General features: G+C 68.9%; 24 protein-coding genes. 6 read left to right on the forward strand and 18 right to left on the reverse strand.

Annotation, left to right across the window (positions count from 1 at the left end):
• Nucleotides 1–28 precede the first annotated feature (28 nt).
• The 5 genes from pyrR to Q3A80_RS07690 all read right to left on the reverse strand — a co-directional run bounded on the left by pyrR (nucleotide 29) and on the right by Q3A80_RS07690 (nucleotide 3,314).
• Nucleotides 29–544, reverse strand: a complete 516-nt coding sequence (gene pyrR, locus Q3A80_RS07670; RefSeq protein ID WP_446328478.1) for a bifunctional pyr operon transcriptional regulator/uracil phosphoribosyltransferase PyrR — start codon at nucleotides 542–544, stop codon at nucleotides 29–31.
• Nucleotides 531–980, reverse strand: a complete 450-nt coding sequence (gene ruvX, locus Q3A80_RS07675) for a Holliday junction resolvase RuvX (RefSeq protein WP_446328479.1) — start codon at nucleotides 978–980, stop codon at nucleotides 531–533. Before ruvX ends, pyrR begins: the two co-directional genes overlap by 14 nt.
• Nucleotides 977–1,555 carry a YqgE/AlgH family protein gene (locus Q3A80_RS07680; RefSeq protein ID WP_446328480.1) on the reverse strand — a complete coding sequence of 193 codons (579 nt, stop codon included), beginning with the start codon at nucleotides 1,553–1,555 and terminating at the stop codon, nucleotides 977–979. The genes ruvX and Q3A80_RS07680 overlap by 4 nt, the downstream gene beginning before the upstream one ends.
• Nucleotides 1,556–1,737: 182 nt before the next feature.
• On the reverse strand, nucleotides 1,738–3,039 hold the full coding sequence (locus Q3A80_RS07685) for a hypothetical protein (RefSeq protein WP_446328481.1): 1,302 nt from the start codon (nucleotides 3,037–3,039) through the stop codon (nucleotides 1,738–1,740).
• Nucleotides 3,040–3,143: 104 nt separating this feature from the next.
• Nucleotides 3,144–3,314, reverse strand: coding sequence for a rubredoxin (locus Q3A80_RS07690; protein WP_004186709.1), 171 nt, complete (start codon nucleotides 3,312–3,314; stop codon nucleotides 3,144–3,146).
• 254 nt (nucleotides 3,315–3,568) lie between these two features.
• Here Q3A80_RS07690 and Q3A80_RS07695 point away from each other — a divergent pair, with 254 nt between their 5' ends.
• On the forward strand, nucleotides 3,569–4,435 hold the full coding sequence (locus tag Q3A80_RS07695) for a hydroxymethylpyrimidine/phosphomethylpyrimidine kinase (RefSeq protein ID WP_124664626.1): 867 nt from the start codon (nucleotides 3,569–3,571) through the stop codon (nucleotides 4,433–4,435).
• A 176-nt stretch (nucleotides 4,436–4,611) separates the two neighbouring features.
• Here Q3A80_RS07695 and groL read toward each other — a convergent pair whose 3' ends face one another.
• From groL to Q3A80_RS07750, 11 genes are all read right to left on the reverse strand, one after another.
• Nucleotides 4,612–6,252: a chaperonin GroEL gene (gene groL / locus Q3A80_RS07700; protein WP_011883504.1), complete on the reverse strand. Its 1,641-nt coding sequence runs from the start codon at nucleotides 6,250–6,252 to the stop codon at nucleotides 4,612–4,614.
• A 46-nt stretch (nucleotides 6,253–6,298) separates the two neighbouring features.
• The gene (groES, locus tag Q3A80_RS07705; protein ID WP_004186661.1) at nucleotides 6,299–6,592 is read right to left on the reverse strand and encodes a co-chaperone GroES; all 294 of its coding nucleotides are present in this window, start codon (nucleotides 6,590–6,592) and stop codon (nucleotides 6,299–6,301) included.
• A gap of 375 nt (nucleotides 6,593–6,967) precedes the next feature.
• Nucleotides 6,968–7,477: an SRPBCC family protein gene (locus Q3A80_RS07710; protein WP_446328482.1), complete on the reverse strand. Its 510-nt coding sequence runs from the start codon at nucleotides 7,475–7,477 to the stop codon at nucleotides 6,968–6,970.
• A gap of 45 nt (nucleotides 7,478–7,522) precedes the next feature.
• Nucleotides 7,523–8,155: a LolA family protein gene (locus Q3A80_RS07715; RefSeq protein WP_446328483.1), complete on the reverse strand. Its 633-nt coding sequence runs from the start codon at nucleotides 8,153–8,155 to the stop codon at nucleotides 7,523–7,525.
• Nucleotides 8,152–8,565 carry a quinol oxidase gene (locus Q3A80_RS07720; RefSeq protein WP_446328484.1) on the reverse strand — a complete coding sequence of 138 codons (414 nt, stop codon included), beginning with the start codon at nucleotides 8,563–8,565 and terminating at the stop codon, nucleotides 8,152–8,154. Before Q3A80_RS07720 ends, Q3A80_RS07715 begins: the two co-directional genes overlap by 4 nt.
• Before the next feature lie 28 nt (nucleotides 8,566–8,593).
• Nucleotides 8,594–9,382 carry an anti-sigma factor family protein gene (locus tag Q3A80_RS07725; protein ID WP_446328485.1) on the reverse strand — a complete coding sequence of 263 codons (789 nt, stop codon included), beginning with the start codon at nucleotides 9,380–9,382 and terminating at the stop codon, nucleotides 8,594–8,596.
• On the reverse strand, nucleotides 9,379–9,894 hold the full coding sequence (locus Q3A80_RS07730; protein WP_446328486.1) for a sigma-70 family RNA polymerase sigma factor: 516 nt from the start codon (nucleotides 9,892–9,894) through the stop codon (nucleotides 9,379–9,381). Before Q3A80_RS07730 ends, Q3A80_RS07725 begins: the two co-directional genes overlap by 4 nt.
• 51 nt (nucleotides 9,895–9,945) lie before the next feature.
• Entirely contained in the window at nucleotides 9,946–10,305 is a 360-nt protein-coding gene (locus Q3A80_RS07735; RefSeq protein WP_446328487.1) for a COG4315 family predicted lipoprotein, read from the reverse strand.
• A 307-nt stretch (nucleotides 10,306–10,612) separates the two neighbouring features.
• Entirely contained in the window at nucleotides 10,613–13,636 is a 3,024-nt protein-coding gene (locus tag Q3A80_RS07740; protein ID WP_446328488.1) for a beta strand repeat-containing protein, read from the reverse strand.
• A 470-nt stretch (nucleotides 13,637–14,106) separates the two neighbouring features.
• On the reverse strand, nucleotides 14,107–15,351 hold the full coding sequence (locus Q3A80_RS07745; RefSeq protein ID WP_446328489.1) for an NAD(P)/FAD-dependent oxidoreductase: 1,245 nt from the start codon (nucleotides 15,349–15,351) through the stop codon (nucleotides 14,107–14,109).
• A 79-nt stretch (nucleotides 15,352–15,430) separates the two neighbouring features.
• A complete protein-coding gene (locus Q3A80_RS07750) occupies nucleotides 15,431–16,210 on the reverse strand; it encodes an ABC transporter substrate-binding protein (RefSeq protein ID WP_446328490.1) in 780 nt (259 codons plus the stop codon).
• 380 nt (nucleotides 16,211–16,590) lie between these two features.
• Here Q3A80_RS07750 and Q3A80_RS07755 point away from each other — a divergent pair, with 380 nt between their 5' ends.
• The 5 genes from Q3A80_RS07755 (at nucleotide 16,591) to Q3A80_RS07775 (ending at nucleotide 21,898) form a co-directional block, all read left to right on the forward strand.
• On the forward strand, nucleotides 16,591–17,553 hold the full coding sequence (locus Q3A80_RS07755; RefSeq protein ID WP_446328491.1) for an ornithine cyclodeaminase family protein: 963 nt from the start codon (nucleotides 16,591–16,593) through the stop codon (nucleotides 17,551–17,553).
• A complete protein-coding gene (locus Q3A80_RS07760) occupies nucleotides 17,550–18,341 on the forward strand; it encodes a helix-turn-helix transcriptional regulator (protein WP_446328492.1) in 792 nt (263 codons plus the stop codon). Before Q3A80_RS07755 ends, Q3A80_RS07760 begins: the two co-directional genes overlap by 4 nt.
• Nucleotides 18,342–18,512: 171 nt before the next feature.
• On the forward strand, nucleotides 18,513–19,247 hold the full coding sequence (locus Q3A80_RS07765; protein ID WP_446328493.1) for a DsbA family oxidoreductase: 735 nt from the start codon (nucleotides 18,513–18,515) through the stop codon (nucleotides 19,245–19,247).
• Nucleotides 19,248–19,371: 124 nt separating this feature from the next.
• Nucleotides 19,372–20,811, forward strand: a complete 1,440-nt coding sequence (locus tag Q3A80_RS07770) for a DHA2 family efflux MFS transporter permease subunit (RefSeq protein ID WP_446328494.1) — start codon at nucleotides 19,372–19,374, stop codon at nucleotides 20,809–20,811.
• Between the two features lie 298 nt (nucleotides 20,812–21,109).
• Nucleotides 21,110–21,898, forward strand: a complete 789-nt coding sequence (locus Q3A80_RS07775; protein WP_446328495.1) for a sulfite exporter TauE/SafE family protein — start codon at nucleotides 21,110–21,112, stop codon at nucleotides 21,896–21,898.
• A 158-nt stretch (nucleotides 21,899–22,056) separates the two neighbouring features.
• On the opposite strand, the gene Q3A80_RS07780 is transcribed toward Q3A80_RS07775, so the two are convergent.
• Both Q3A80_RS07780 and Q3A80_RS07785 read right to left on the reverse strand, forming a co-directional pair.
• Nucleotides 22,057–23,892: a S10 family peptidase gene (locus Q3A80_RS07780; RefSeq protein ID WP_446328496.1), complete on the reverse strand. Its 1,836-nt coding sequence runs from the start codon at nucleotides 23,890–23,892 to the stop codon at nucleotides 22,057–22,059.
• Nucleotides 23,893–24,503: 611 nt separating this feature from the next.
• Nucleotides 24,504–26,594, reverse strand: a complete 2,091-nt coding sequence (locus Q3A80_RS07785) for a D-(-)-3-hydroxybutyrate oligomer hydrolase (RefSeq protein WP_446328497.1) — start codon at nucleotides 26,592–26,594, stop codon at nucleotides 24,504–24,506.
• Between the last annotated feature and the right edge of the window lie 32 nt (nucleotides 26,595–26,626).

Here is a 26,626-nt window from a genome sequence, read left to right on the forward strand (position 1 = left end):
CGGCCCGGGATACGGTTTCGCGGTTCGCTCAGGCGCGTTGCGTCTCGAGCCGCAGCGTGAACTGCGCGGCGTCGTCGCGCGCGAGCACGAGCGTCGCGTCGGCCGGCACGTCGAGGGTGCCGCCCGAGAAGCGCGCGGCGACCGGCAGCTCGCGGCCGCCGCGATCGGCGAGCACCGCGAGTTCGACGGCGGCCGGACGGCCGTAGTCGAACAGCTCGTTGAGCGCGGCGCGCACGGTGCGGCCGGTGTACAGCACGTCGTCGACGAGCACGATGCGCGCGCCGTCGACCTCGAACGGCAGCGACGTCGGGCTCGCCTGGCTGTGCAGACCCTTTTTCGCGTAGTCGTCGCGATGCAGCGCGACGTTCACGACGCCGAACGCCGGCGCGCCGAGATCGCGCGCGAGGCGCTCGGCGAGCCACGCGCCGCCGCTGTGAATGCCGGCGAGCCGCGGGCCGCCCGGGTCGGCGAACGCCGTGCCGTACGCTTCGCGGATCTGGTCGAGCAGGACGCGGTAGAGCGCGTCGGCGTCAATGGTGCTCATGGTCGGACAATTGATCGAGATACTGTTGAAGGATCACGCGCGCGGCCTCGGCATCGAGCATGTCGGTGCGCGCGCGGCCGCGCACGTTGCGCTCGCGCAGCCCGGCCTCGGCCTCGACCGACGAATAGCGTTCGTCGACCCACGTGACGGGCAGCCCGAAGCGGCCGTTCAGCTGGTTGCCGAAACGCTTCGCCTGCTGCGTCATCTCGTGCGGCGTGCCGTCCGGATGCATCGGCAGGCCGACGACGAGCGCGTCCGGCCGCCATTCGGCCAGCAGCTCGCCGACCGCCTTGAAGCGGTGCTCGCGGTTCAGGTTGGGAATCACGACGAGCGCGCGGGCCGAGCGCGTCAGCGCATTGCCGATCGCGACCCCGATCCGCTTCTCGCCGTAGTCGAACGCCAGGAGCGTCGCATCGCGCGCGCTCGCGCCACTCATGCGTGCCCTGCTTCGCCGGACAGCATCGACGAGCTGACGCCGAGCAGGCCGAGCGCGGCTTCGAAGCGCTCCTCGGCCGGCGTGTCGAACACGATGCGCGGGTCGGCGGCGACCGTCAGCCAGCCGTTGCGGGAAATCTCTTCCTCGAGCTGCCCGGCACCCCAGCCCGCATGGCCGAGCGTCAGCAGGAAGCGCTTCGGGCCGGTGCCCGTCGCGACCGCCTCGAGCACGTCCTTCGACGTCGTCATCTCGAGCCCGCCCTCGACCGACATCGACGAGTTGTAGTTCGCGCCCTCGACCGGCTCGTGCAGCACGAAGCCGCGCTCGGTCTGCACGGGACCGCCGAAGTACACGGGAATGTGCAGCAGCGGCTCGATGTCGAGCTTCAGGTCGATTCGGTTGAACAGCGATTCGAGATCGATGTCGGTGGGACGGTTGATGACGAGGCCGAGCGCGCCGCGCTCGCTGTGATCGCAAAGATAGATCACCGTTCCCGAAAACGTCGGATCCGCCATGTTCGGCATGGCGATCAGGAACTGGTTGGTGAGATTGATGCGATCGGAAGGCTTTGACATGGTTTGAATTTTAGCAAAGACGCCGCGACCTGACCGGGTCGCGATCAACAAGCAACGCCGCACGACGCTGGCAACGACGCGCGCGGATTACACGGCACTCTAACACGCGCGCGGCGGCTGTCGGCAGCGTGTTGCCGGCCCGTGCGGCAAGGGCTGCCGCCGCGGTCGCGCCCCGTTGTGCGTCAGGTCCGGCCGAGCGCCGCACCGAGTGCTTCGGACGCCGCGGTCAGATCCGGCGGCGCCACGCCCGCGGCGATCTTCAGCAGCGCGGCGCGCAGCATGTCGGACGCGCGGCGGTGCGCGTCGAGGCCGCCGTTCGCAAGCGGCATGCCGTGCGCGGCACGGCGCCACGCGAGCCCGAGCGTATCGGCCAGCAACGCTGCGTGGCCGAGCCCGAGCGCGCACGCGGCGGTCCCGACGCGATAGGCGGCCGCGGATGCACGCCATGCGGCGCCCGCATCGGCCGCGGCCGGGTCGACCGCCAGATCGGCCATCGACGCGTCGGCCGTCTGCAGGAAGTCCTCATAGGCGTGCGCGTTGACGGTCACGACGCCCAGCATGCGGGTGGGCGCCGCCGCGACCGCGTCGTGCTCGGCGCGCGCGGCATCGGCTTCCCACAATGCTTCGGACGCCGGCGTGCCGGCAACGTGCCAGTCGACGGTCAATCCGTAGTCGTGCAGCACGTCGACGAGCGCGACGTCCTCGGCCGCCGCGCCGAACAGCGCGAAATCGCGCCACAGCAGCGCAACCGTCTCGCGCACGAGTTCGGGCGGCGCGTGGCGCCGGCCCTGCGCGTGCTCGCCGAGGAGCAGGTTGGTTCGCGCGAGAAACCGTTTCAGCTCGGGCGCGGCGCTGGCGCGCAGCGCGCGCAGGCACGCGGCGGCGAGCCGCCAGAAGTCGTACGGCGCGCCGTCGGCCAGCGCGGTGAGGGTCGTATCGAGTTCGTCGAGCGCCGCGTCCCGCGCACCGTTCGACGCGCGCAACACGCCGAGCAGCGCCTGCTCGTAGCGAGCCCGCGCGCGGCTGGCGAACGCGTCGGGCAACGCGCGCAGCGTCGCAGGCGGCATGGCGCGCCCGACGAGCGCCAGCACGTCGAGCGGCACGCTCGCGTGCAGGTCCGCCGCGCCTTGCGCGCGCAGCGCACGAAAATGGTCGAAGAGAACCGGCGAGCAGGCGAGTTCGCGCAAATTGTGACGCCCGACCGCCGCGCGGAAATCGTCCAGCGCGATCCGCCAGACGGCAGCGGCAGGTTCGGCGGCGCCTGGCGGCGCCGAGGCCGCCAGTTGCCCCGCGAAACGCGCGGCCGGCAACCAGCCGGCTTCCGCCAGCACCGCAGCCGCGGCCGACAGCGGCTCGGCCGCATCGTCGCGACGCTCGAATGCGTCGACGGCCGCCGCGAGCCACGCGTCGGCCGCGCGCACGGCGCCGCCGCGCGGGTTGGGCAGAGCGTCAGGGTGGGGAGTGTTCGCCGGATCGGACGTCATGGACACGCGCGCCTGTCATCGTCAACTCGCTCGCGCGCGCCGCGGCGCGCTGGCGCCGGGCGATCGCGAGGCCGGAGCGGTGTGTCCGCGGGCCAAGGGTCCGGTCAGATCTGGACCATCTCGAAGTCTTCCTTGCGAGCGCCGCATTCGGGGCACGTCCAGTTGATCGGGACGTCTTCCCAGCGCGTGCCCGGGGCGATGCCCTCTTCGGGCAGCCCGGCTTCTTCGTCATAAATCCAGCCACAAATCAGGCACATCCAGCTCTTGTATTCCATCTTAAGCCGCGTCGGGAAAGTCGGTAAATTCGGGAGCCATGATGGTACCGTGTCGGGGCCGGACTGCCTAGCAATCGCACTGGAGGGCGGCAACTACGTTGCGCTGCGCTAAAAAATCCGACGTGCGGGCCGGATTCCGCCGCATAATGGCTGCAAGGTGCGGCCTGCCGGGCAACACAGGGCAAAAGCCGCCCATTTCGCGTCGCTGTCCGCATCTCCGTCGGTTCCCCGTTTTTTTCTTGCCCCATTTTTACATGTCCAGCAACGCCCCTCCGATCGTCCTCACCTTCGGCCTGTCCGATCCCACCGGCGGCTCCGGCCTCCAAGCCGATCTGATGACCCTGGCGAGCATGGGCTGTCACGGCGTCTCCGTCCTGACGGGCTATACCGTGCGCGACTCGGCCGCCTGCGACGAAGTGACCGGCCTCGATCCCGATGTCGTCGCCGCCCAGGCGCGCATGCTGCTCGAGGACATGCCGGTTGCCGCGTTCAAGATCGGCGCCGCGACGCGCGCGGAAGTCGTGAGCGCGATCGCCGAAGTGGTCGCCGACTACGACGGCGTGCCGCTCGTGCTCGCACCGGACTTCACGCTCGACGACGAACACGTGCTCGCCGCCGACGACCTGCGCGAATCGATCGCCGACCTGCTCGCGCCGCAGACGACGCTGCTCGTCGCCGATCACGCGACGCTGATCGCGCTCGCGCAGCCGGACGGCGATGCCGAGGCGCCGAACCTCGACGCGGCCGTGTCGCACCTGCTGTCGCAGGGTTGCGAATACATCCTGTCGTCGGAGACGGGCTCGCACCGGCTCGTGAACACGCTGTACGGCGAGGAAGGGCAGCTGCGCGAAGACATGTGGGATCGCTCGCCGCACCGGCTGATGGGCATCACCGACACGCTCGGCGCGGCAATTGCCGCATTGCTCGCCAACGGCCAGGAGCCGCCCGAAGCGGTGCGTGAAGCGCAGGAGTACCTGTATCAGGCCGTGCGCGACGCGTTCCGGCCCGGCATGGGCGCGTATCTGCCTGACCGGTTCTTCTGGGCGCGCAGCAACGACGATGCGGACACGCCGCCGGCCGTGAAGGCCGATCCGGTGCCGAGAACGTCGCATCGGCATTGACCGTTGACGCGCGCACGGCGGCCCGCAGCCGCCGCGGCGTGCGGCACGCGTGCGCTGCGGGCGGCCCGTCCGCCTTTTTCGCGCGCGCATAAAAAAAGACCCGCATCGCTGCGGGTCTTTTCTTTTGGCTGGAACGCGCATCGCTGCGCGCTCCGGACACCCTCGACCGAAGTCGATTACATGTCCATGCCCATGCCGCCCATGCCGCCCGGCATGCCGCCCGGCATCGGAGCGTCTTCCTTCGGCAGTTCTGCGACAGCTGCGTCCGTCGTCAGCAGCAGGCCTGCAACCGAAGCTGCGTTCTGCAGCGCGGTGCGCGTGACCTTGGTCGGGTCGACGACGCCGGCTTCGACCATGTCGACGTACTCGCCCGTTGCTGCGTTGTAGCCGTAGTTGCCCTTGCCTGCAGCAACTGCCGCCACCACGACGCTCGCTTCTTCGCCGCCGTTCGTGACGATCTGGCGCAGCGGCTCTTCCATCGCGCGCAGCACGATCTTGATGCCGGCGTTCTGGTCGGCGTTCGCGCCGGTCAGGCCTGCGATCGCGGTGCGAGCGCGGATCAGCGCAACGCCGCCGCCTGCCACGATGCCTTCTTCCACAGCTGCGCGCGTTGCGTGCAGTGCGTCTTCGACACGTGCCTTCTTTTCCTTCATTTCGACTTCGGTCGCAGCGCCGACCTTGATCACTGCCACGCCGCCGGCCAGCTTGGCCACGCGCTCTTGCAGCTTTTCACGGTCGTAGTCCGACGTTGCTTCTTCGATCTGCGTGCGAACCTGCTTCACGCGCGCTTCGATGCTTGCCGCTTCGCCTGCGCCGTCGATGATCGTCGTGTTTTCCTTGCCCACTTCGATGCGCTTCGCCTGGCCCAGTTCTGCCAGCGTTGCCTTCTCGAGCGTGAGGCCGGTTTCTTCCGCGATGACTTGACCGCCGGTCAGGATCGCGATGTCTTCCAGCATGGCCTTGCGGCGATCGCCGAAGCCCGGCGCCTTGACCGCAACGGTCTTCAGGATGCCGCGGATGTTGTTGACGACCAGCGTTGCGAGCGCTTCGCCTTCGACGTCTTCAGCAATGATCAGCAGCGGACGGCCAGCCTTCGCGACTTGCTCGAGCACCGGCAGCAGGTCACGGATGTTCGACACCTTCTTGTCGTGCAGCAGCACGAACGGGTTGTCGAGGACGGCGACTTGCTTGTCCGGGTTGTTGATGAAGTACGGCGACAGGTAGCCGCGGTCGAACTGCATGCCTTCGACGACGTCGAGCTCGTCAGCCAGCGACTTGCCGTCTTCGACGGTGATCACGCCTTCCTTGCCGACCTTGTCCATCGCTTCAGCGATGCGATCGCCGATCGACGAGTCGCTGTTCGCCGAGATCGAGCCGACCTGTGCGATTTCCTTGTTCGTCGTGCACGGCTTGCTGATCTTCTTCAGCTCTTCGACAGCCGCTGCGACTGCCTTGTCGATGCCGCGCTTCAGGTCCATCGGGTTCATGCCCGATGCGACGTACTTCATGCCTTCGCGAACGATCGATTGCGCGAGGACGGTCGCCGTCGTCGTGCCGTCGCCTGCGTTGTCGCTGGTCTTGGAAGCAACTTCCTTGACCATTTGCGCGCCCATGTTCTGGAGCTTGTCCTTCAGCTCGATTTCCTTCGCGACCGACACACCGTCCTTGGTGACCGTCGGGCCGCCGAAGCTGCGCTCGAGCACGACGTTGCGGCCCTTCGGGCCCAGCGTGACCTTGACCGCGTTGGCCAGAATGTTCACGCCTTCGACCATCTTCGAACGGGCGGAATCGCCGAATACGACGTCTTTAGCTGCCATCTTCTAACTCCTTGAATTCTTGGGAATATGTACCGTCAGTGGACGCTTACTTCGCGTTGACCACGGCCATGATGTCTTCTTCGCGCATGACCAGCAGCTCCTGGCCGTCGACCTTGACGGTCTGGCCAGCGTACTTGCCGAACAGCACGCGATCGCCGACCTTCACGTCGAGCGCGATCGGCGCGCCCTTGTCGTCGCGCTTGCCCGGGCCGATGGCCAGGACTTCGCCTTGATCCGGCTTCTCAGCTGCTGCGTCGGGGATCACGATGCCCGAGGCGGTCTTGGTTTCCTGATCCAGGCGCTTGACGATCACGCGATCGTGCAAAGGACGAAGGTTCATATTCACTCCTCTCTTGACTGAGATTGAAGAACGCTTAGGGAATCTGCCCGGCATGTCGCCCGGCAGAGAATTGTTAGCACTCTCGTGCAGCGAGTGCTAATTATATGGACGGGTTTTGACAAATTCAAGAAGGGGAGCCGGAGGTTTTTTTCGCCCGCGCGGGGCGGCGGAAAAACATGAAGCGGATCAAAAAATCCCTTTATAAACAATCAAATAGACCTGAACCCCGCACTCCGGGAGCGGGCACGATACGGGATTTCCCGACCATTGCCCCGGTTTGACACGGGGTAAGCACCGAGTTCCCGCGACCGTCCGGCACCGCGTGAAAAAGGCCGCTCGGGCGCCGCCCGCACACTGCGCGCCGCGGCCGGATCGTCAGGTGTCGGGGCACCCCGCGACCGGCTGGAACGTGCGGCCGTCGGTCTCGACGGTCGCGCCGAGCAGCCGTGCGAGGCCTTTCGCGCCTTCGCGCATCACGACGTCGTGGTTCCAGATGAACAGCGGGCGCGCGACCGGCTCCAGCCAGTTCATCCATCGTTCGCACGTGCGGATGTGCCAGTCGTAGCGCACGACCGTGCGCGTACCGTCGGCGGCGAACGACCAGCGGCCGTCGCCCTCGATCGCGCCGCTCGCGCGGCCTTCGAGCACGTGCGGCCGCTCGACGCGCAGCACGCGCATGTCGAAGGTGAGCCGGTATGGCAGCGCGCCTTTCCACGTGTACCGCTGCAGCGCGCCGATGCCGCGCGCGTCGCCGGGCTCGATCTCGACCGTCCGCACGGCGCTCTTCCACCATTCGGGCCAGCGGTCGACCTGGTAGATCGCGTCCCAGACCGCGGCGAGCGGCGCATCCACGCGCCACGTCGTCGAAAACCGGTACTTCGCCATGCAACCTCCGGCAGGGAATCGGGATCCGCGGAATCGGCGGCGCGATCAGGGCGAGAAAAAGCGGGCGGGAAACGCGACGTCGATCTCGACGTCGTCGAGCGTCACCGTTTCGAGCGGCTCGCCTTCGCCATCCGCGAAGCTGACGACCTTCAGCGGAAAGCCGTCCTCGGCGTCCAGCCACAGCCGGTAGCGATGCACGCCGTCGACGGCGTGCGCCGGCGCGCCCGTCACCGACACGCGCAGCGCGGTCCGGCCCGCGACGGTTTCCTCGCCTTCCGTCACCGTCGCGCCGCCCTGCTGCAGCGCATGCACGTTGCGCAACAGTTCGCCGACGTCCGAGCGGTCCACGCGGTGGCCGCTGCGGTCGCGCACGAGCGGATTGGACGGCGACAGCGTCAGCGCGGGCAGCGCATGCTCGCCGAACGGGCGCAGCCTCACCTTGCCGTCGCCCGGATCGTACGCGAGCACCGCGCCGCGATGCGGCGACACGAAATCCATCCGGACGAAGCCGGGCTTCAGGTACGCATAGCGGAATTCGGTGTGCTCGCCGCTTCGCGCCGACGAGCGGATCGTCGCGCGGTACGAGTGCACCTGATCGAAACGGGCCTGCGCAACGGTCACCGGGTCGGCTGTCATGCTTGCTCCTATCAGGCTTGCGGCCACCCATGCGGCGATCATGGCGCCGCCTCGACGTCGAGCACGCCTTCCATGCCGCGCTCGCGATGGCTGCGCAAGAACAGCAGTCGATGCGTGCAATAGTAGGCGAAGCGGCCGGGCTCCGTCGGCGTGAAGCGGAAGGTGCGCGGCGTCGTGGCCAGTTCGGTGTGCACCGCGATGCCGGCCTGCGGCGCGTCGATTTCGAAACTGTGCGGCACGAGGCCAGGTTCGGCCGACAGGGTCAGCTCGACCGGCACGTGCGCGCGGACGATCACGTGATTCGGCCGAAAGAAATAGCTGCCGCCGACGATCGTCACCCGCTGCACGCCGTCGGCGTCGACCGGCACGCGCACCGGCGCATCGCCGTCCGCCCGCGCGAGCACGGCGCCGGCCATCAGCGCCACCGTTACCATCGCCGCCTTCGCATTCATGCCGTGCTCCCTGTCGATGCCGCGCGCGTCATCCCTTCCACGCGTCGGTCGAGCCGCCGAGTGCGCCGCACGCGTCGATCGCGAGCTCGCGCACACGCCGCTCGTCGCCCTGCCCCGACAGCGCATAACCCATGCCGCGATCCGACCAGAAATACGTATGACGGCCGTCGGCCGACATCGCCTGCGGCGCGAGATGCCGCGCAGCGTAGGCCGTCATGTACAACGTCACGCGCGCGCCGTCCGCACGCTGGTACATCAGTTGCACGGCGGGCCCCGCGACGCCCGGCAGCAGCCGGCCGCCGAGCAGCGCGTAGCCGTATTCGTCGAGCGACGGCGCGCGCACCGGACGGCCGAGACGCGCGGACAGCCATCCGGCCAGGCGCGCCGGATCGCGCGCGTCGACTTCGACCGGATGGTCGCGATCGGCCGCGTACACCGCATACGCGGCATCCGCGCGCGCGGCGAACGCCGGGTCGACGCCGAACGTCGTCCAGCCGGCATGCAGCGCGATGCCGAGCACCAGCCCGGCAGCCAGCCCCGCGAACGTACAGGCAACCACGCGGCGGCGCGGCGCACGGTGCTGCACGAACAGCGCAGGCGCGACCGCCGGCAGCGGGAACAGCGCGTGCAGCGCGTCGCGCTGCGCACGGTAATGCTCGTAGCGCCCGGCTTCCCGCGGATCGGACTGCAGCCGTGCGAGCACCTCGCGGCGCTCGTCCCCGGACAGCTCGCCGTCGAGCAGCGCCGACAGCAGCTGGGCCGATGCATCGGCGCCGTCGTCCCGATCGTTCGAAGGTTTGTGCGAATCGTCCATCATGTCTTCCCGACCACCCGTAACGCGGCCGCGCCGTGCGCCGGCGGCTCGCCGGACAGCAGCGCACGCATCTGTTCTCGCGCCCGCGACAGCCGCGACATCACCGTCCCCACCGGCACGCCGAGCACCTGCGCGGCATCGCGATAGCTCAACTCCTCGAGCGCGACCAGCAGCAGTACTTCACGCTGCTCGACGGGCAGCCGGTACAGCGCGCGCTGCACGTCGCGCAGCACCAGCCCGCCGATCTCGTCGGCCGGTGCGGCCATCGTCTGCCACGGCGCGGTGGCGTCGTCGACCGCGATCTCGTGCCGCGCGCGCAACTGGTCGATGAAACGATGGCGCAGCAGCGTCAGCAGCCACGCGCGCAGATTGCCGCCGTCGCGCGGCGGCCGGTTCAGCGCGCGCTCGAGCGTGTCCTGCACGAGATCGTCCGCCCAGGCCCGGTCGCCCGTCAGCGCGCGCGCATACCGCGTGAGATGCGGCAGCCACACCAGCAGATCCGATTCGTAGCTCATCCGGATGCCTCGCGCGTCGCCGCGGCTTCGGTCCGTCGGTCCTTCACTCGATCAGGGGCGCGCGACGTGCCACATGCCGCCGATCCCGTCGCCGCCGGCGTCCCCGGACTTGCGGTCCATCTTCCAGCGATACAGCGGGCGACCGCGATACGCCCATTGCTTCTTGCCGTCGTCGCGCGCGACGAGGGTCAGCGCGCCCGATGCCTTGTCGTATCCGTCGGCGAGCGCCGGCGGCCAGTTCACGGCGCACGTGCCGCCGCAGGCGCTCTTGCCCGGCGCGTCGTGATCGAACACGTACAGCGTCATGTGGTCTTCGTCGACCAGCTTCCCGTCGCCGACCTGCGGCGGTTCCGCGGCTGCCGGCCGCGCAATGGCGGCGGTCAGCGCGATCGCGAACAGCATCGTTTTCATTCTCGTTCTCCTTGTCATGGCCTGGCACGGCATCGCGGCATGGTGCCGCCCGACGGAACGGTCGACTTCGTCATGGTCATTATCCCGCCGTCCGGTTGCGCCGCGACTCGGTATGTAAACGAACGGGCGCGGGCGGTTATTCCATGTCGCCCCACATGGCGCGCGGCGGCATGCAGGCCTGGTATTCCTCCGACGAACGGAATCGCGAATCCAAAAGAAAACGCGGCATGACATTGCTGTCATGCCGCGTCGCGCAACCGGTCGTGCGCAGCAGGCGATGAACCGCCGCCGCGCGTGCCCCGGACGGTTACTTCGGCAGTGCGCCCGTCACCGCCTGCAGCAGCGTCGACACCGGTGCGAGCGGGTTGCTGGCCGAGCCGCTGCCCGAATGCGGCGTGACCGACAGGCTCGGCGCGGAACCCAGCGCCGTGCCCAGCGTCGTGCCGACCGCATTGACGACCGTCGCCGTCGCGTTGCCGGTCGTCGACACCAGCGAGCCGGCTGCGCCGGCCGTGCTGCCGGCCGCGCTGGCGCCCGAGCCGAGCAGGCTGCCGCCCGCCGCCGCCGTCGAACCGGCCGCGCCGGACAGCGCGCCGGCCGCCTGCCCGAGCGCAGCCGGACCGTTCCCGAGCGCACCGGTCACCGAACCGAGCGCACCGGTCAGTGCGCCGGCCGGGTTGGTGCCGCCGGTCAGACCGCCGACGAGGTTCGTGATCGGCGCGATCGGGCTGCTGCCGCCTGCGCCCGACAACGTGCCGACGACCTGGTTCACGACACCCTGCACCGGTGCCAGCGGGTTCGTGCCGCCGAGGCTGCCGAGTGCGCCGGTCACCGAGCTGACCGCGTTGCTCAGTGCACCGGCCGGGTTGCTGCCGAGCGTACCGACGACCTGGTTCACGACGCCTTGCACCGGCGCCAGCGGGTTCGTGCCGCCGAGGCTGCCGAGCGCACCCGTCACCGAGCTGACCGCGTTCGGCAGCGCGTTCTGCAGGCCGCTGACGAGGTTCGTGATCGGCGCGATCGGGCTGCTGCCGCCGACACCCGACAGCGTGCCGACGACCTGGCTCACGACGCCTTGCACCGGCGCCAGCGGATTCGTGCCGCCGAGGCTGCCGAGCGCGCCCGTTACCGAATTGACCGCGTTCGTCAGCGCGCCAGCCGCGTTGCCGCCCGTCGGCAGCGCGTTCTGCAGGCCGCTGACGAGGTTCGTGATCGGCGTGATCGGGCTGCTGCCGCCGACACCCGACAGCGTGCCGACGACCTGGTTCACGACGCCCTGTACCGGCGCCACCGGGTTCGTGCCGCCGAGGTTGCCGAGGGCGCCCGTCACCGAGTTCACCGCGTTCGACAGCGCGCCGGCCGGGTCGCCGTTACCCAGCGTGCCGGCAAGCTGCGTGACCGCACCCTGCACCGGTGCCAGCGGACTCGACGCACCGCCGACGTTGCCGAGCGAGCCCGTGATCGTGTTGACCGCGTTGCTGAGCGCGCCAGCCGGATTGCCGCTGCCGAGCGTGCCGGTGACCTGGTCGACGACGTTCTGGATCGGTGCCAGCGGGCTGGTGCCGCCGACGTTGCCCAGTGCGCCGGTGACCGTGCCGAGAGCGCCGGTCAGTGCGCTTGCAGGGTTGCCGCCGCCGACGTTGCCCAATGCGCCCGTTACCGTGCCCAGAGCGCCCGTCAATGCGCCTGCCGGGTTGCTGCCGCCGACGTTGCCCAGTGCGCCCGTTACCGTGCCCAGAGCGCCGGTCAATGCGCCTGCCGGGTTGCTGCCGCCGACGTTGCCCAGTGCGCCCGTTACCGTGCCCAGAGCACCGGTCAATGCGCCTGCCGGGTTGCTGCCGCCGACGTTGCCCAGTGCGCCCGTCACCGTACCGAGCGCACCAGTCAGCGCGCCTGCCGGGTTGCTGCCGCCGACGTTGCCCAGTGCGCCCGTTACCGTGCCCAGAGCGCCGGTCAATGCGCCCGCCGGGTTGCTGCCGCCGACATTGCCCAGCACACCCGTGACCGTGCCCAGAGCACCGGTCAATGCGCCTGCCGGGTTGGTGCCGCCGACGTTACCCAATGCCCCCGTTACCGTGCCGAGCGCGCCCGTCAATGCGCCTGCCGGATTGGTACCCCCGACGTTGCCCAGCGCACCCGTGGCCGTACCAAGAGCATTGCTGAGCGTCCCGGTCGCCGTATTGAGTGCGCCGGTCAGCGCACCAGCCGGATTGCCACCGCCAAGCGCGCCCGTAACGGTGCCAAGCGCACCAGTCAGCGCGCCGGCCGGATTGCCACCACCCAGCGCCCCGGTCACTTGATTGACGACGCCTTGAACCGGCGCCAGCGGGTTCGCACCGCCGCCGACGTTACCCAGCGCGCCCGTCACCGTACCCAGCGCACCAGTCAGCGCGCCGGCCGGGTTACCGCCACCGAGCGCACCCGTCACTTGATTGACGACGCCTTGAACCGGCGCCAGCGGATTCGCACCGCCGCCGACGTTACCCAGCGCACCCGTCACCGTACCCAGCGCACCAGTCAGCGCGCCGGCCGGATTGCCACCACCCAGCGCCCCGGTCACTTGATTGACGACGCCTTGAACCGGCGCCAGCGGATTCGCACCGCCACCGACGTTACCCAGCGCGCCCGTCACCGTACCCAGCGCACCGGTCAGCGCGCCCGCCGGGTTACCGCCACCGAGCGCACCCGTCACTTGATTGACGACGCCTTGAACCGGCGCCAACGGATCCGCACCGCCACCGACATTCCCCAGTGCGCCCGTCACCGTACCCAGTGCACCAGTCAGCGCACCTGCCGGATTGCCGCCGCCCAGCGCACCCGTTACTTGATTGACGACACCCTGAACCGGTGCCAGCGGGTTCGCGCCACCCCCGACATTCCCCAGCGCACCCGTGACCGTGCCGACCGCATTGCTCAACGTCCCCGTCGCCGTATTCACCGCCCCGCTCAGCGCACCTGCCGGGTTACCACCGGCGAGCGCACCCGTCACCTGGTTCACGACGCCCTGCACCGGCGCGAGCGGCGTCACCGTGCCGCCACCGGCGCCGAGCGCGCCCGTCAGCGCATTCACCGCGCCGGACAACGCCTGCCCCGGATTGCCGAACGACGTCTGAATCGCGCCCGACCCGCCTGCCGCCACGGTCACCGTACCCAGCGGCGACGTGCCGGTCGCGGCCAGCCCGACCGACACGCCGTTCGACGACGGAGCCACGATCACTTGCGGAATCGGCAACGCATCGAGCGTCCCCGCGCTAGCCGAACCGGAAGCCAGCACCCCGAACACCGTCGCCACCGACAGCGCCACACCCGTCAATTTAAGATTTTGTCCCATCTTCATCCGTCTCCGTTGGCACTACGTTGATAAAGCAAGGGGACGGATTGCAGGAAGTGTGCCACCGGAATAAAACGGATTCATTCGTTGGCTTATTGGAAGCCAATAACGTTTTTATATGGTTTTCCGGCTAAATAAATGCATCTAACCGAGTCAATCATCTGACAAACAGACTGGCAGCAGTGCCGATGTAACGTAACGTTTGCGAGCCGCGAAGTAACGTGTTCCGGTACATCGGGGAACACCGGAACGGTCGGTCAGGAAGCGTCTCCCGACGACCTGCCTGTTTCGCATTTCATTTCCATGAAAATGCATTGGTAAATCGCTTGTTTGCTGATTTTATTATTCCGCGATTTCTTTCCGATCGATTACGCAGATCATTTCCGGCCGCGCGGCTTTCGATCATGCGGACAGCGAAATGAAAAACTGTGACGGCCGCCCCGCGCGGCGGCCATCGTGCCGCGACGCGCTCAACCGAAACGCCCGGGCCGGTACGGACGCGGATCGATATAGGTCGGCGCGCCCGTCATCATCTCGGCGAGCAGCCGCCCGGTCGCGGGCCCGAGCGTGAGGCCGTGGTGGCAATGACCGAACACGAACCACAAACCGCGATGACGCGGCGCCGGCCCGATGACCGGCCGCATGTCGGGCGTGCAGGGCCGCATCCCGAGCCACGGCTGCGCATCGAGCCGCTCGCCGATGCCGAACGCGTCGCGCGCCAGCGGCTCGGCTCGCGCGAGCTGCACGCCGGTCGGCGCTGCGCCGCGCAACGCGATCTCGACGCCGGTCGTGAGCCGCAGGCGGCCACCGTCCATCGGCGCGACGACGAAACCCGCCTCGGTATCGCACACGGGCACGTTCAGCGGCGCGCGGGTCGGCCGGTAATGCATGTGATACCCGCGCTTCGCGCGTAGCGGAATCCGGTACCCAAGCGGGGCGAACACATGATCGGACCATGGCCCGAGCGCGACGACCGCCGAGCCGGCCGCGATCGGCCCGTGCTCCGTATCGACCTGCCAGCCGTCGCGCACCTGCACGAGCGTCGTCGCGTCGCCGCGCACGAACGTGCCGCCGTCGCGCTCGAACAGCCGCGCGTACGCCTTCGTCAGGCCGCCCGGGCTCGACACGGTCTTCGGATCCTGCCAGTGGAATGCGCCGCAGAACGCGTCGCCGATGCCGGGCTCGCGGTCGCGCAACGCGCGCGCATCGAGCACGCGCATCCGCAACCCGTGCGCGTCGGCCACCTGCTGCTGCGCGCGCGCTTCGGCGTCGAACAGCGCGGGCGAACGAAACGCCTCGATCCATCCGCCGTCGTGCACGAGCGGCTGCGCGTCGGTGCGCGCGAGCAGCGCTTCATGCTCGACGACGCTCGCCGCGACGAGCGGCAGCATGTCGCGCGCGGCGGCCGCGAGCCGCTGCGGCGACGATTCGCGCCAGAAGCGCGCGAGCCAGCCCGCATACGCGGGCAGCGCCTTGTAGTCCCAATAGAGATCGACCGAGCGGTTGCGCGCATAGCGCAGCAGCGTGCCGAGCCGGCGCGGGAACGCATACGGCACGACCGACGAGCGCTCGATCAGCCCGGCATTGCCGTGGCTCGTTTCCTCGCCGGGCGCACGCCGGTCGACGAGCGCGACGCGCAGCCCGCGATCCTGCAGATGCAGCGCCGACGACACGCCGACGATGCCGGCCCCCAGAACGATGACGTCGAAATCCATGCTCTTCCGTACTGCGTCGAGATTCGGTGCGGGATCCGGTGCAACACGCGCCGGCACCGCGGCCGGCGCGCGACCGGGCTTACTTCGCGACGATGTCGCGCTTGAAGTACTTCTGCGACAGCGCGCTCAGCGTGCCGTCCTTCTTCAGCGCGTCGAGCGCGCCGACGATCTTCGCCTGCAGCGCCTTGTCGCCCTTGCGCAGTCCGAAGCCGGTGCCTTCGCCGAGCGTCGCCGGATCCTTCAGCGGCTCGCCGACGATCTGGTAGTCGCGGCCGGCCGGCTTGTCGAGGAAACCGTCCTGGGCCGTCTGCGCTTCCTGCACGGCCGCATCGAGACGCCCCGCGACGAGATCGGCGTAGATCTGGTCCTGATCCTGATAGGACACGACGTCCACGCCCGCATTCGCCCAGTGCGCCTTCAGGAAATCCTCCTGCGACGAACCCTGCAGCACGCCGACGTGCTTGCCGCGCAGGCTTGCGGCATCGGGCCGCAGCGGCGAACCGCGGCGCGCGACCATCACGATCGGCACCACGTAGATCGGCGGCGTGAAATCGATGCTCTGCTTGCGCTTCGCGGTGATGTTCATCGCCGAATTGATTGCGTCGAACTTGCGCGCCTGCAGCGCCGGGATCAACCCGTCGAACGCATTCTCGACCCACACGCACTTCATGTTCAGCTTCGCGCACACGGCGTTGCCGACGTCGACGTCGAAACCCTGCAGCTGGCCGGCCGGCGTCTTGCTCTCGAACGGCGGGTACGCGGCTTCGATCCCGAAGCGCAGCGTGGTCTGTTCCGCGTGGGCCGTGACGGCCGCGCACGCAAGCGCCGCGACGGCGCAGAGGGAAAGCTTCCAGTTCATGACGGATGTCCTTCGATTCCTGATTGGGGCGATGAAGACCGGTCGCACGACGCCGTCGCCGGGCGCCGGATCGGCATGCGGTGCAGCCGGGCTGCCGTGCGGCGACACGTCGGTCTGCAGCTCAAATATAGACTCTTAGTCTACTATAGACTATAGGGGATACGATAATCCCGGCTCGACTGGCGTGCTCGGAAATTTGCGTGCTGTCCGGAACGTCCTTGATTTGCTGAGATTTTTCGTAGGCACAGCGGCAGGATTCCGTCCCGAAAAGAAAAATTCACCCGCATTCTTTTGTCTATATTAGACTTTTAATCCATCACGAACACCGCCGGACCCGCTCTTTCGAGACCGTCCTGTCCGGCCCCGACCGGAGACACGCCATGACGCAACCCGCCCCGACCCTGCCGCTGACCGTCGACGAAGCCGCGGTGCGCGCCGCACTGCCGTCGCTCGACGTGCTCGGCACGCTGCGCCGCATGTTCGCGTCGCTGGCGTCGGCCCGCGCGGTGCAGCCGCCGCAAACGCTGACGCTGTTCCCCGAGCAGGCCGGCGACTTCATCACCTACCTCGGCGCGCTTGCCGACGAGCAGGTGTTCGGCGCGAAGCTGTCGCCGTACGTCGTGACGGGCGCCAGACCGATCGTCACCGCCTGGACCGCGCTGATGTCGATGCGCACCGGCCAGCCGTTGATGTGGTGCGACGCCGGGCTGCTGACGGTCGAGCGCACGGCCGGCACGACGGCGCTCGCGGTCGACTGCCTCGCGCCGCGCGACGCCCGCCGGCTCGCGGTGATCGGCACCGGTGCGGTCGGCCTCGCGCATCTGCGCCACACCGCGGCATTGCGCGACTGGGCGTCGATCAGCGTCCATTCCCCCGCACTCGCCGGCGATCGGGCGCTGCAGGCCACGCTCGCGCGGATCGATCCGCGCGCCCGTGCGGCCGCGAGCGTCGACGCGTGCGTGCGCGACGCCGACGTCGTGATGCTGTGCACGTCGTCGGGCACGCCGGTGCTCGCGGACGGCATGCTCACCCGCCCCGCGCTCGTCACGTCGATCAGCACCAACGTCGCACGCGCGCACGAGATTCCGCCCGCCTGGCTGCCGGACATGGACGTGTACTGCGACTACCGGCACACGACGCCCGCGAGCGCGGGCGAGATGCAGATCGCGGCGGCCGAACACGGCTGGACGCCCGAGCGGATCGTCGGCGATTTGCCCGCGCTCGTCACCGGCACGTGCGCCGCGCCGTCGCGCACGCGTCACGCGTTGTTCCGCTCGATCGGCCTCGGGCTCGAGGACATCGCGATCGCGCATGCGCTGTACGCGCATCTGACGCGCGCATGAGCGGCGCGCGCATGCGGGGCCGATACAATGGCGCAACCGCCGCGGCAGCGCGCGGGCGCACGGGCCAGCCGATCGACGGTACGCCCGTGCGCCGCGTCGACGCAGCGCCCGGCCCCCGCTCACCCGAGATGGCGATTCCGATGCGCAAGAAGCAATCCCCCGTCAAAGACCTGCTGCTGACCCGCTATGCACCGATCGCGGACGGCATCGCGGCGCTGTTCTTCCCGTATGCGGAAGTCGTGATCCACGACCTGCACGACCAGACCGTGCTGTACCTCGCGAACAATCTGTCGAAGCGCGAGGTCGGCGACGACTCGGCGCTCGAGGAAATCGACCATTCGGCGCGCGAGCGCGTGATCGGCCCGTACGAGAAGCTGAACTGGGACGGCCGCCGGATGCGCTGCGTGAGCAACGTGCTGTTCGACGACGAAGGCCGCCCGGCCGGGATGATGTGCATCAACTTCAACATCGCGGTGTTCGACGACGTGCGCGCGACGCTCGACGTGTTCATCAAGGGCGCGGGCATCGTCGCGCAACCGGACGAGCTGTTCCGCGACGACTGGCAGGAGCGCATCAACACGTTCCTGCACGGCTGGCTGCGCGAACGGCAGGTGGGCCTGAACGGCCTCACGCGCGAACATCGCCGCGAGCTCGTCGAGGCGCTGTACGCGGAAGGCGCGTTCCGCGGCAAGAGCGCCGCGAACTACGTCGCGAACGTGCTCGGGATGGGCCGCGCGACCGTCTACAAGCACCTGAAGCACCTGAAGGAAACCCAGGGGGAAGCGTAAGCGGTGTGCGCCGCCGTCGTCGTCGGCAGCCGCTATCGGGATCCGGCATCCGTGTCCATGCTTCGTGATGCGTCGCCGGCCGGCCCGTGCCGCGCGGAGCGGCCGGCGGCGAAGTGCCGAAGCATAAAGTGATATAGTCGCGGTTACACTTTTTGCCGCCCGGAACTGCCCATGACGACGACCCCTGCCCCGACTGCCCGCCCGACCCTGCCCGTCGAAATCTGGTCCGACCTGATCTGCCCGTGGTGCTGGATCGGCAAGCGGCGCTTCGACGAGGCGCTCGCCGCATTCGCGCACGCCGAACACGTCGACGTCGCGCTGCGCGCGTACCGGCTGATGCCGGGCCAGCCGGTCGAACCGGTCGAGACGATGCTCGCGGGCAAGTACCGGATGTCGGCCGCGCAGGTCGACCAGATGCTGCGGCAGGTAACCGACGCGGCCGCGAGCGTCGGACTGCGCTACGACTTGCCCGGCACGCTCGTCGGCGACACGCTCGATGGCCATCGCCTCGTGAAGCTCGCGGAAGCGACCGGCCGCGCGCACGCGTTGACCGAGCGGCTGTACCGCGCGTATTTCTGCGAGCACGGCTCGCTGTTCGACCACGCATCGTTGATCGACTTCGCGGTCGAAGCGGGCCTCGAGCGTGCGGCCGTCGACGCCGTGCTGCGCAGCGACGCGTACCGCGACGAAGTCGAGGCCGACATCGCGCGCGCCGCGCAGATCGGCGGACGCGGCGTGCCGCTGTTCGTGTTCGGCGGCCGCTATGCGGTGTCCGGCGCGCAGCCGGCCGACGTGTTCGCGCAGGCGCTCGAGCAGGCATGGCGCGACGGCGCGATCGTCGAACTCGCCGGCGACGACGCGGCCGCGTGCGGCCCCGACGGCTGCGAACTGCCGCCGCGCGGATAACGCCGGGCGCGCGCACACGCGCCGCCGCTACGCGGCGCTGCTGCCACAAACCGGCAGGAAGCATGCGCGGATGACCTCTACAATGCAGCCTTTCAAATAACTATCAGAGAGAGGGCTGCCGCCCATGACCCACGGAATTCACGGCGAGAAGCGCTGGTACGCGCTGATCGTCCTCTGCCTCGGCGTGCTGATGATCGTGCTCGACAGCACGATCGTGAACGTCGCGCTGCCGTCGATCAGCACCGACCTCCATTTCACCGAAACGGCCTTGGTCTGGGTCGTCAACGCGTACCTGCTGACGTTCGGCGGCTGCCTGCTGCTCGGCGGCCGGCTCGGCGACCTGTACGGCCAGCGGCGCATGTTCCTCGCGGGCCTCGTCGTGTTCACGCTCGCGTCGCTCGGCTGCGGCCTCGCGCAATCGCAGACGATGCTGATCGCCGCGCGCGCGGTGCAGGGCTTCGGCGGCGCGATCGTGTCGGCCGTGTCGCTGTCGCTGATCATGAACCTGTTCACCGAACCGGGCGAACGGGCGCGCGCGATGGGCGTCTACGGTTTCGTCTGCGCGGGCGGCGGCAGCATCGGGGTGCTGCTCGGCGGACTGCTGACGAGCTCGCTGTCGTGGCACTGGATCTTCCTCGTCAACCTGCCGATCGGCATCGCGGTCTATGCGATGTGCGTGGCGCTGCTGCCGCGCATGCGCGCGCCGGCCGGCGCTGCGCGGCTCGACGTCGCCGGCGCGGTCACGGTCACCGCGTCGCTGATGCTCGCGGTCTACGGGATCGTCGGCGGCAACGAGGCCGGCTGGCTGTCGACCCAGACCGTCGCGCTGATCGGCGCGGCCGCCGCGCTGCTCGCGCTGTTCATCGCGATCGAGGCGCGCGTCGTCCACCCGCTGATGCCGCTCACGCTGTTCGCCGCGCGCAACGTCGCGCTCGCGAACGTGATCGGCGTGCTGTGGGCGGCCGCGATGTTCGCGTGGTTCTTCCTGTCCGCGCTGTACATGCAGCGCGTGCTCGGCTACGGGCCGCTGCAGGTCGGCCTCGCGTTCCTGCCGGCGAACCTGATCATGGCTGCGTTCTCGCTCGGGCTGTCCGCGCGGATCGTGATGCGCTTCGGGATCCGCGGCCCGATCGCGGCCGGCCTGCTGATCGCCGCGTGCGGCCTCGCGCTGTTCTCGCGCGCGCCGGCGGACGGCAGCTTCGTGTGGCACGTGCTGCCCGGCATGACGCTGCTCGGCATCGGCGCGGGCGTCGCGTTCAATCCGGTGCTGCTCGCGGCGATGAGCGACGTCGATCCGGCCGATTCGGGGCTCGCGTCGGGCATCGTCAACACCGCGTTCATGATGGGCGGCGCGCTCGGCCTCGCGGTGCTCGCGAGCCTTGCGGCCGCGCGCACCGACGCGCTCGCGGCCGCCCGCGCGACACCGCTCGACGCGCTGAACGGCGGCTATCACGCGGCGTTCGCGGTCGGCGCGGCATTCGCGGCCGCGGCCGGGCTGCTCGGGCTGGCACTGCGCATCCGCCGCCAGGGTGGCGCGTCGGACGTCGGGCCCGCGATGCATTGAAGGCCGTCCGGCCTGAACGGCGCGCGCGCCGCCGTCTTGCTTTGCCGCGGTTCGAGCCTACCCGATGACCGGGCATCGGCCGGACGCAACCTGACGCCGGCACGCGGCCCCGCCGGGCCGCGGCGCACGTTCAAACGAGCGTTTCACCCGCCGCCGACACCCGCGTCCCGGCAGCCCTTCCCGGCCGATTTTTAACGTAGTCGTACACCGACGCGCCACTTTTGCGACAATGGCGGACTTTGATGCGCGCGCCGCGGCCGCGCGCCGCCGCCGAACGCCGCATAACCGCCTGCTTCCGATGTCGCTTCCCCATATCGATCTGCTGTACTCCCTGTCCGGCCTGTTCGTCGGCATTCTCGTCGGCCTGACGGGCGTCGGCGGCGGTTCGCTGATGACGCCGATCCTCGTGCTGCTGTTCGGCGTCCACCCCGCGACGGCAGTCGGCACCGACCTGCTGTACGCCGCTGCGACCAAGGCCACCGGCACGCTCGTGCATGGGCTGAAGGGGTCGATCGACTGGCGCATCACCGGCCGGCTCGCGGCCGGCAGCGTCCCGGCCGCCGCCGTCACGCTGTGGCTGCTCCACACGCACGGGATGAATGCGCCGGGCACCGCGCGGATGATCCAGCTGGTGCTCGGCGTCGCGCTGCTGCTCACGTCGCTCGCGCTGATCTTCCGGCCGCAGCTGACCGCGCTTGCCGCGCGCAACCCGCTCGCGCCGAGTCCCGCGCGCACGCTGTGGTCGACCGTGCTGACGGGCGCGGTGCTCGGCGTGCTCGTGTCGATGACGTCGGTCGGCGCCGGCGCGATCGGCGTCACCGTGCTGCTGCTGCTTTATCCGGCGCTCGCGACCACCCGCATCGTCGGGTCCGACATCGCGCACGCGGTGCCGCTCACGCTCGTCGCGGGCATGGGCCACTGGCTGCTCGGCTCGGTCGACTGGTCGATGCTGCTGTCGCTGCTGCTCGGCTCGCTGCCGGGCATCGTGATCGGCAGCCTGCTGTCGGCGCGCGCGCCCGAGCGGCTGCTGCGCAACCTGCTCGCCGCGACGCTGGTCGCGGTCGGCGTGCGGCTCGTGCTCGCGTAAGCACGGCGGCGTTGCCCGCCAACGCCGCACGCATCGCTGCCCTCCACCGCAACGGTCCGCGCAGCGTGCGCTGACCTTGATCCAAAAAAACAGCCCGACCGGCTCGCGCCGATCGGGCTGTCGTCCCTCCGGAGCACCGCGAACCCGCGGCGCGACGCTTACTGCCCCTGCTGCTTCAGTTGCTGCTGCTTCATCTGCAGCGTGCGCGCCTGCAGCTTCAGCACGCGCTGCAGCGCGGTGCGGTTCGCGAGGATGCCGTCGTAGAAGCTGGCGAGGTCGCCCTTCAGCGCCGTCCGCGACGCGTCGTTCAGATAGATCATGTGCCCCGACGGGTAGTTCTTGATCGTCAGGTTCTGCGCCTTCAGCGTCGGATCGAGCGGCATCTGCGCGAGCGTCAGCTCGGTCTGGTGGAACGGCGTGACCGCATCGAAATAGCCGTTCGCCGACAGCACCTTCAGGTCCGGGTTCACGCTCATCGTCGCCGCGAGGTCGCCGGCCGTGTACAGCGTATTGCCGCCGCCCTTGTTCGCGCCGGTCGGGTCCGTGTGGCTGAAGTCCCAGTTGTTGAAGACCTGGTCGTTCAGGTCCACGAACGACGACGTCGACGTGTACTTGAGGTCGGTGTTGATGTAGCTGTTCCACAGCACCGTGTACGCGCCGCCGACGTTCGTGATCGACGGATCGTTGCTGCCGGAGTTCGGCAGGATGTACGGTGCGATGCCCTTGCCCGTGAAGTTCGCGCGCCCGTCGTACTGGCCGATCTGCGTGCCCGGCACGAGCGTCAGGAAGAACGTGTACGGCGGGTTGTCGTTCGACGACGGCACGTTGCCGAGCGCGGCCGGGTTGCCGAAGGTCTGGATCAGCGACGTCGGATCCGTGCCGATGTACGAGCCCATCTGCTGCGCGGTCTGCAGGTTCAGGTTCAGCCGCACGTTCACGAAGCCGCCGTCCTGCGGGTTCGGCTTCTGCGCGAGCGGCGCGAGCGTGTTGTCCGCATAGTCGCGGGCCTGCACCATGTACGCGTCGAGATCCGTCGGCGCCGGGTTGAGCGTCGTCTTCTTCCAGTAGAACGCATCGGCCGCGAGCGTCGGGAACGTGCCCGGCGCCGACAGCGCATTCGCATAGTCGAGGATCGACGACTGCAGCGTGATCCCGTTCAGGTCGATGCCGTCCTCGTGCAGCACCCACGACACGACCGCGCTGCGCGCGGTGCCGTACGACTCGCCGTACAGGAACTTCGGCGAGTTCCAGCGCGAGTACTTGGTCAGATAGCGCTGGATGAAGCGGTCGATCGAGTGCGCGTCCTGGTCGGTGCCCCAGAAGTCCTTGTTCTTCGCCGGCGCGATCGCCGCCGAATAGCCGGTGCCGACCGGGTTGATGAACACCAGGTCGGTGCGGTCGAGCAGGCTGTCCGGGTTGTCGAGCAGCTTGTACGGCGCCGGCGGCGTGAAGTTCGGGAACGACGACTGCAGGCGCTTAGGCCCGTACGAGCCGAGCAGCAGGTAGACCGACGACGAGCCGGGGCCGCCGTTGTAGAAGAACGTGACCGGACGCGGCTTCGACGGGTCCGGATTGTCCTGCGTGTATGCGACGTAGAACATCTTCGCATTCGGCGCCGACGTGATCGGATCGATGGTGGTCAGGTGGCCGGTGGTGGCCGTGTACTTGACGGTCTTGCCGCCGATCGTGACCTGGCGGTGCACGACCGCGGCGCCTTCGGTCGCATCCGTGACCGCGTCGTTCGGGCCGGTGCCGTACACGTCGGTGTCGACGTACGGCTGGTCCGCGGCGGCCGCCGCGGTGGCGTCGGTGCCGGCCGCCGTGCTGCCGTTCGACGCCGTCGCGGCTGCCGCGGTGGCGGCGGTCGGGCCGGAGCCGTCGTCGCCGCCGCAACCGGTGACGAGCAGCGCCGCGGCCGCGGCTGCGGCGAGCGGCACGCTCAGTGTCGTTCCAAATAGCGCGAAACCGTCTTTCAAGGACTTCAGTGTCGTCATTATTGCCTCTCGAACAGAACGATAAATACCGCCGGCCGCAAAGGATCATTTGCGGCCGGCGCTCCGCACCGGAATGCATTCGTTTTGCGATGCATCCCGAGTTTTTTACCGGGCCGGCGAATACCGACCGGCACGATTTACCCCACCCGTATTTCGCAACTGCGCAATGGAATCAATTCCATCGCGAACGGCAATTCGATAATGCGACGTAAAGCGAATGACGACCCGGGCCCGCATGCGCGGGAAGTCGCAGGCAAAAGCATCCCCCGCAAAGACCGCCGGGCAAGGCGCCTTCGCTTCGAACGGACGAACGATCCCCGTCGACGCGGTGCCGATTAATCGCGAAACGGCGATGAATCGCAGCTCGAGTCGATTTAATAAAACCGAAAGGATCGATTAACTATATGGAAAGGAATATTGTCTCTCAGGGAATTTATTAAATTAAGTGAAAATACCGGCGCATAATAGATTCGGGGATTTTGGCCGTAAAGTAATAATTTGTTACAGCGCGTGCCATTCCGGCAAAAGCCGGTCGGGAACCGATTCCGGACGCTGAAAAGAAAAAAGCCGGACGACTGTCCGGCTGCGCGGGTGCGGCGCGACGGGCGCCGTCAGAGCGGCACGTCGATCGCGCCGGCGCCGGCCGTGATCGCGTTCGCGCCCGGCGCCGTCGCGATCGGCGGCAGGTTCGTGCTCGTCAACGCGGGTGCGGCGCCCGGCGTGCCGCCGCGCGGCACCGTGCGAATCACCTGCGACGGCGGCAGCGGCGCACCGCTCTTCAGGTGCCGCCACATCAGGTTCAGCGCCTGCAGGTCGTAGTAGTGGACCGGCACGAAGCGCGTATCGAAACCCGCGACCGGCAGGAACGCATCGAAGTGCTGCCCGTTCGTCACCTCGTAGAACACGAGCTGGCTGCGGCCGCCTTCGCTGATGCTGTTCTGCGCGACGTACGCGCGCGACGCGTGGTTCACCGGCACGAGCGCATCGCTGCGGCCCTGCACGATGATCGCGGGCTTGCCCTGCAGGTTCGCGTTCACGCGCACCGCATCGACGTTCGCCGGCATGTCGAGCATTCCGTTGGTCCACAGCTGGCGCAGGCACAGCGCGCCCGCGAAGCTCGCGTCGGGCGTCGCGAGCCGGTGATCGACGCCCGCGCCGGTGTTGAACACGAGGTTGATGCCGGCCGTCGGCGGCACGCCGTTGCCGAGCCCGAACACGGCCGGCATCGGCGACGCGGCGGGCGCCGCGACCGCGCCCGTGGCCGCATTGGTCGTCGCGAAGCTGAAATTGCACAGGTTGTCGGTCACGCGCGAGCGCGTGTACGCGTTCGCATAGGTGACCGCGATCGCCGGAATCGCCTGCGAATCCCACATCGACGCCTGCAGCAGGTCCGAATCGGCGAGATAGCCGGCCGCATGCAGCTGCGCGAGCGCGTCGGCGGCCTGGCTTGGCGTATCGGCGCCCGCCACGAGCCCCGCCGCCGCGAGCGTCGCGCAGCGCTGCGTGCGGATCGACTGCGTGGTGGCGAGCGGCAACCCGCTCAGGTACGGCTCGCCCGCGAGCGACGCCGCCGCGGCCGCGCACGGCTGCAGCAGGTTCGCGAGCGTCGCGTAGTCGGCGAGCGGCCGGCCGAACGACGGCACCGGCTGGCCGCCCTCGCGCACGACCGCGTTCGGCGCCATCCGCACGTTGACCTGCGGCTCGCCGACCACGACCGCGGTGATCCAGCGGCGCGTGTCCTGCTCGGCCGCCGCGAGCGACGCGCCGCCGCCGTTGCTGACGGACGCGGCGATCGTCGTGATGTCGCCCGGGTGGTAGCGCACGCCGCGATGCGATGCATCGAGCAGCGGGCCGAACTGTTCGTTGAGCGCCCAGTATGCGAATTCGACCGCCTGCAGCGTCGAGCGGCCCCAGTCCTGCTCGGGATTCTGCTGCGAATGCGCGTGCTTGAACGCGTAGCGGTTCGGGAAGCGGCTGTTGAACGCGGCCAGGTCGCCGCTCGTCACGTTGGCCGTAAAGAGGCTGGCACTGCCGGCCAGCACCGCGTCGGCGAGCGTGCCGTCGATCAGCGTGATCGTGTCGGAGCCGAGCTCGTGCGCGCCGTTGCCGCCGCCCTTGTCGTTGTATGCGACGGCGCAGCCGCGCTTGAGGCCCCACTCGCCGGCCGCCGAAATCGCGCCGTACACGCCGCGCGACCCCGACGACGTCGCGGTGACGATGCACGGCTGCGCGGGATCGAAGCTCGCGGGCACCTGCACGAGCAGCGTCACGTTCTTGCGGCCGCTGCCGTCGTCGGAATACGCGAGATATTCGGTGCCGGGAATCTTGCCTTCGCCGAGCGTGTCGTTGCCGTCGAGGTCGACGTTCGGCCCCCAGAAGCGGCCGTAGCCGCCGTTCGCGCTCATGTCGACGAGCGCGCGGTAATTCGACCAGATCGCGACGCGGCGCAGCTCGGCGCTCGTCGGCCGCGACGGATTCGCGAATGCCGGTGCGGTCGCGGCGGCGAGGCCCGTCTTGCCGAGGCCGGCCGTCAGCAGATCGTCGCTCGTGCCGTCATAGGCGGTCGTGCGCACGCTGCCGGACACGAAGCCGGGCAGCCGGTTGCGTTCGCCGGAATCGTCGCCGTTGCAGGCGCCGAGCAACGTGAGCGCGCCAAGCGCCGCGCCGACAAGAATTCGACTGCCCCACCCGTGCGTCGTCATTGCCGCCCCTCTCGATATCGATATCGTTATCA

It is taken from the genome of Burkholderia sp. SR8, from assembly GCF_052851275.1.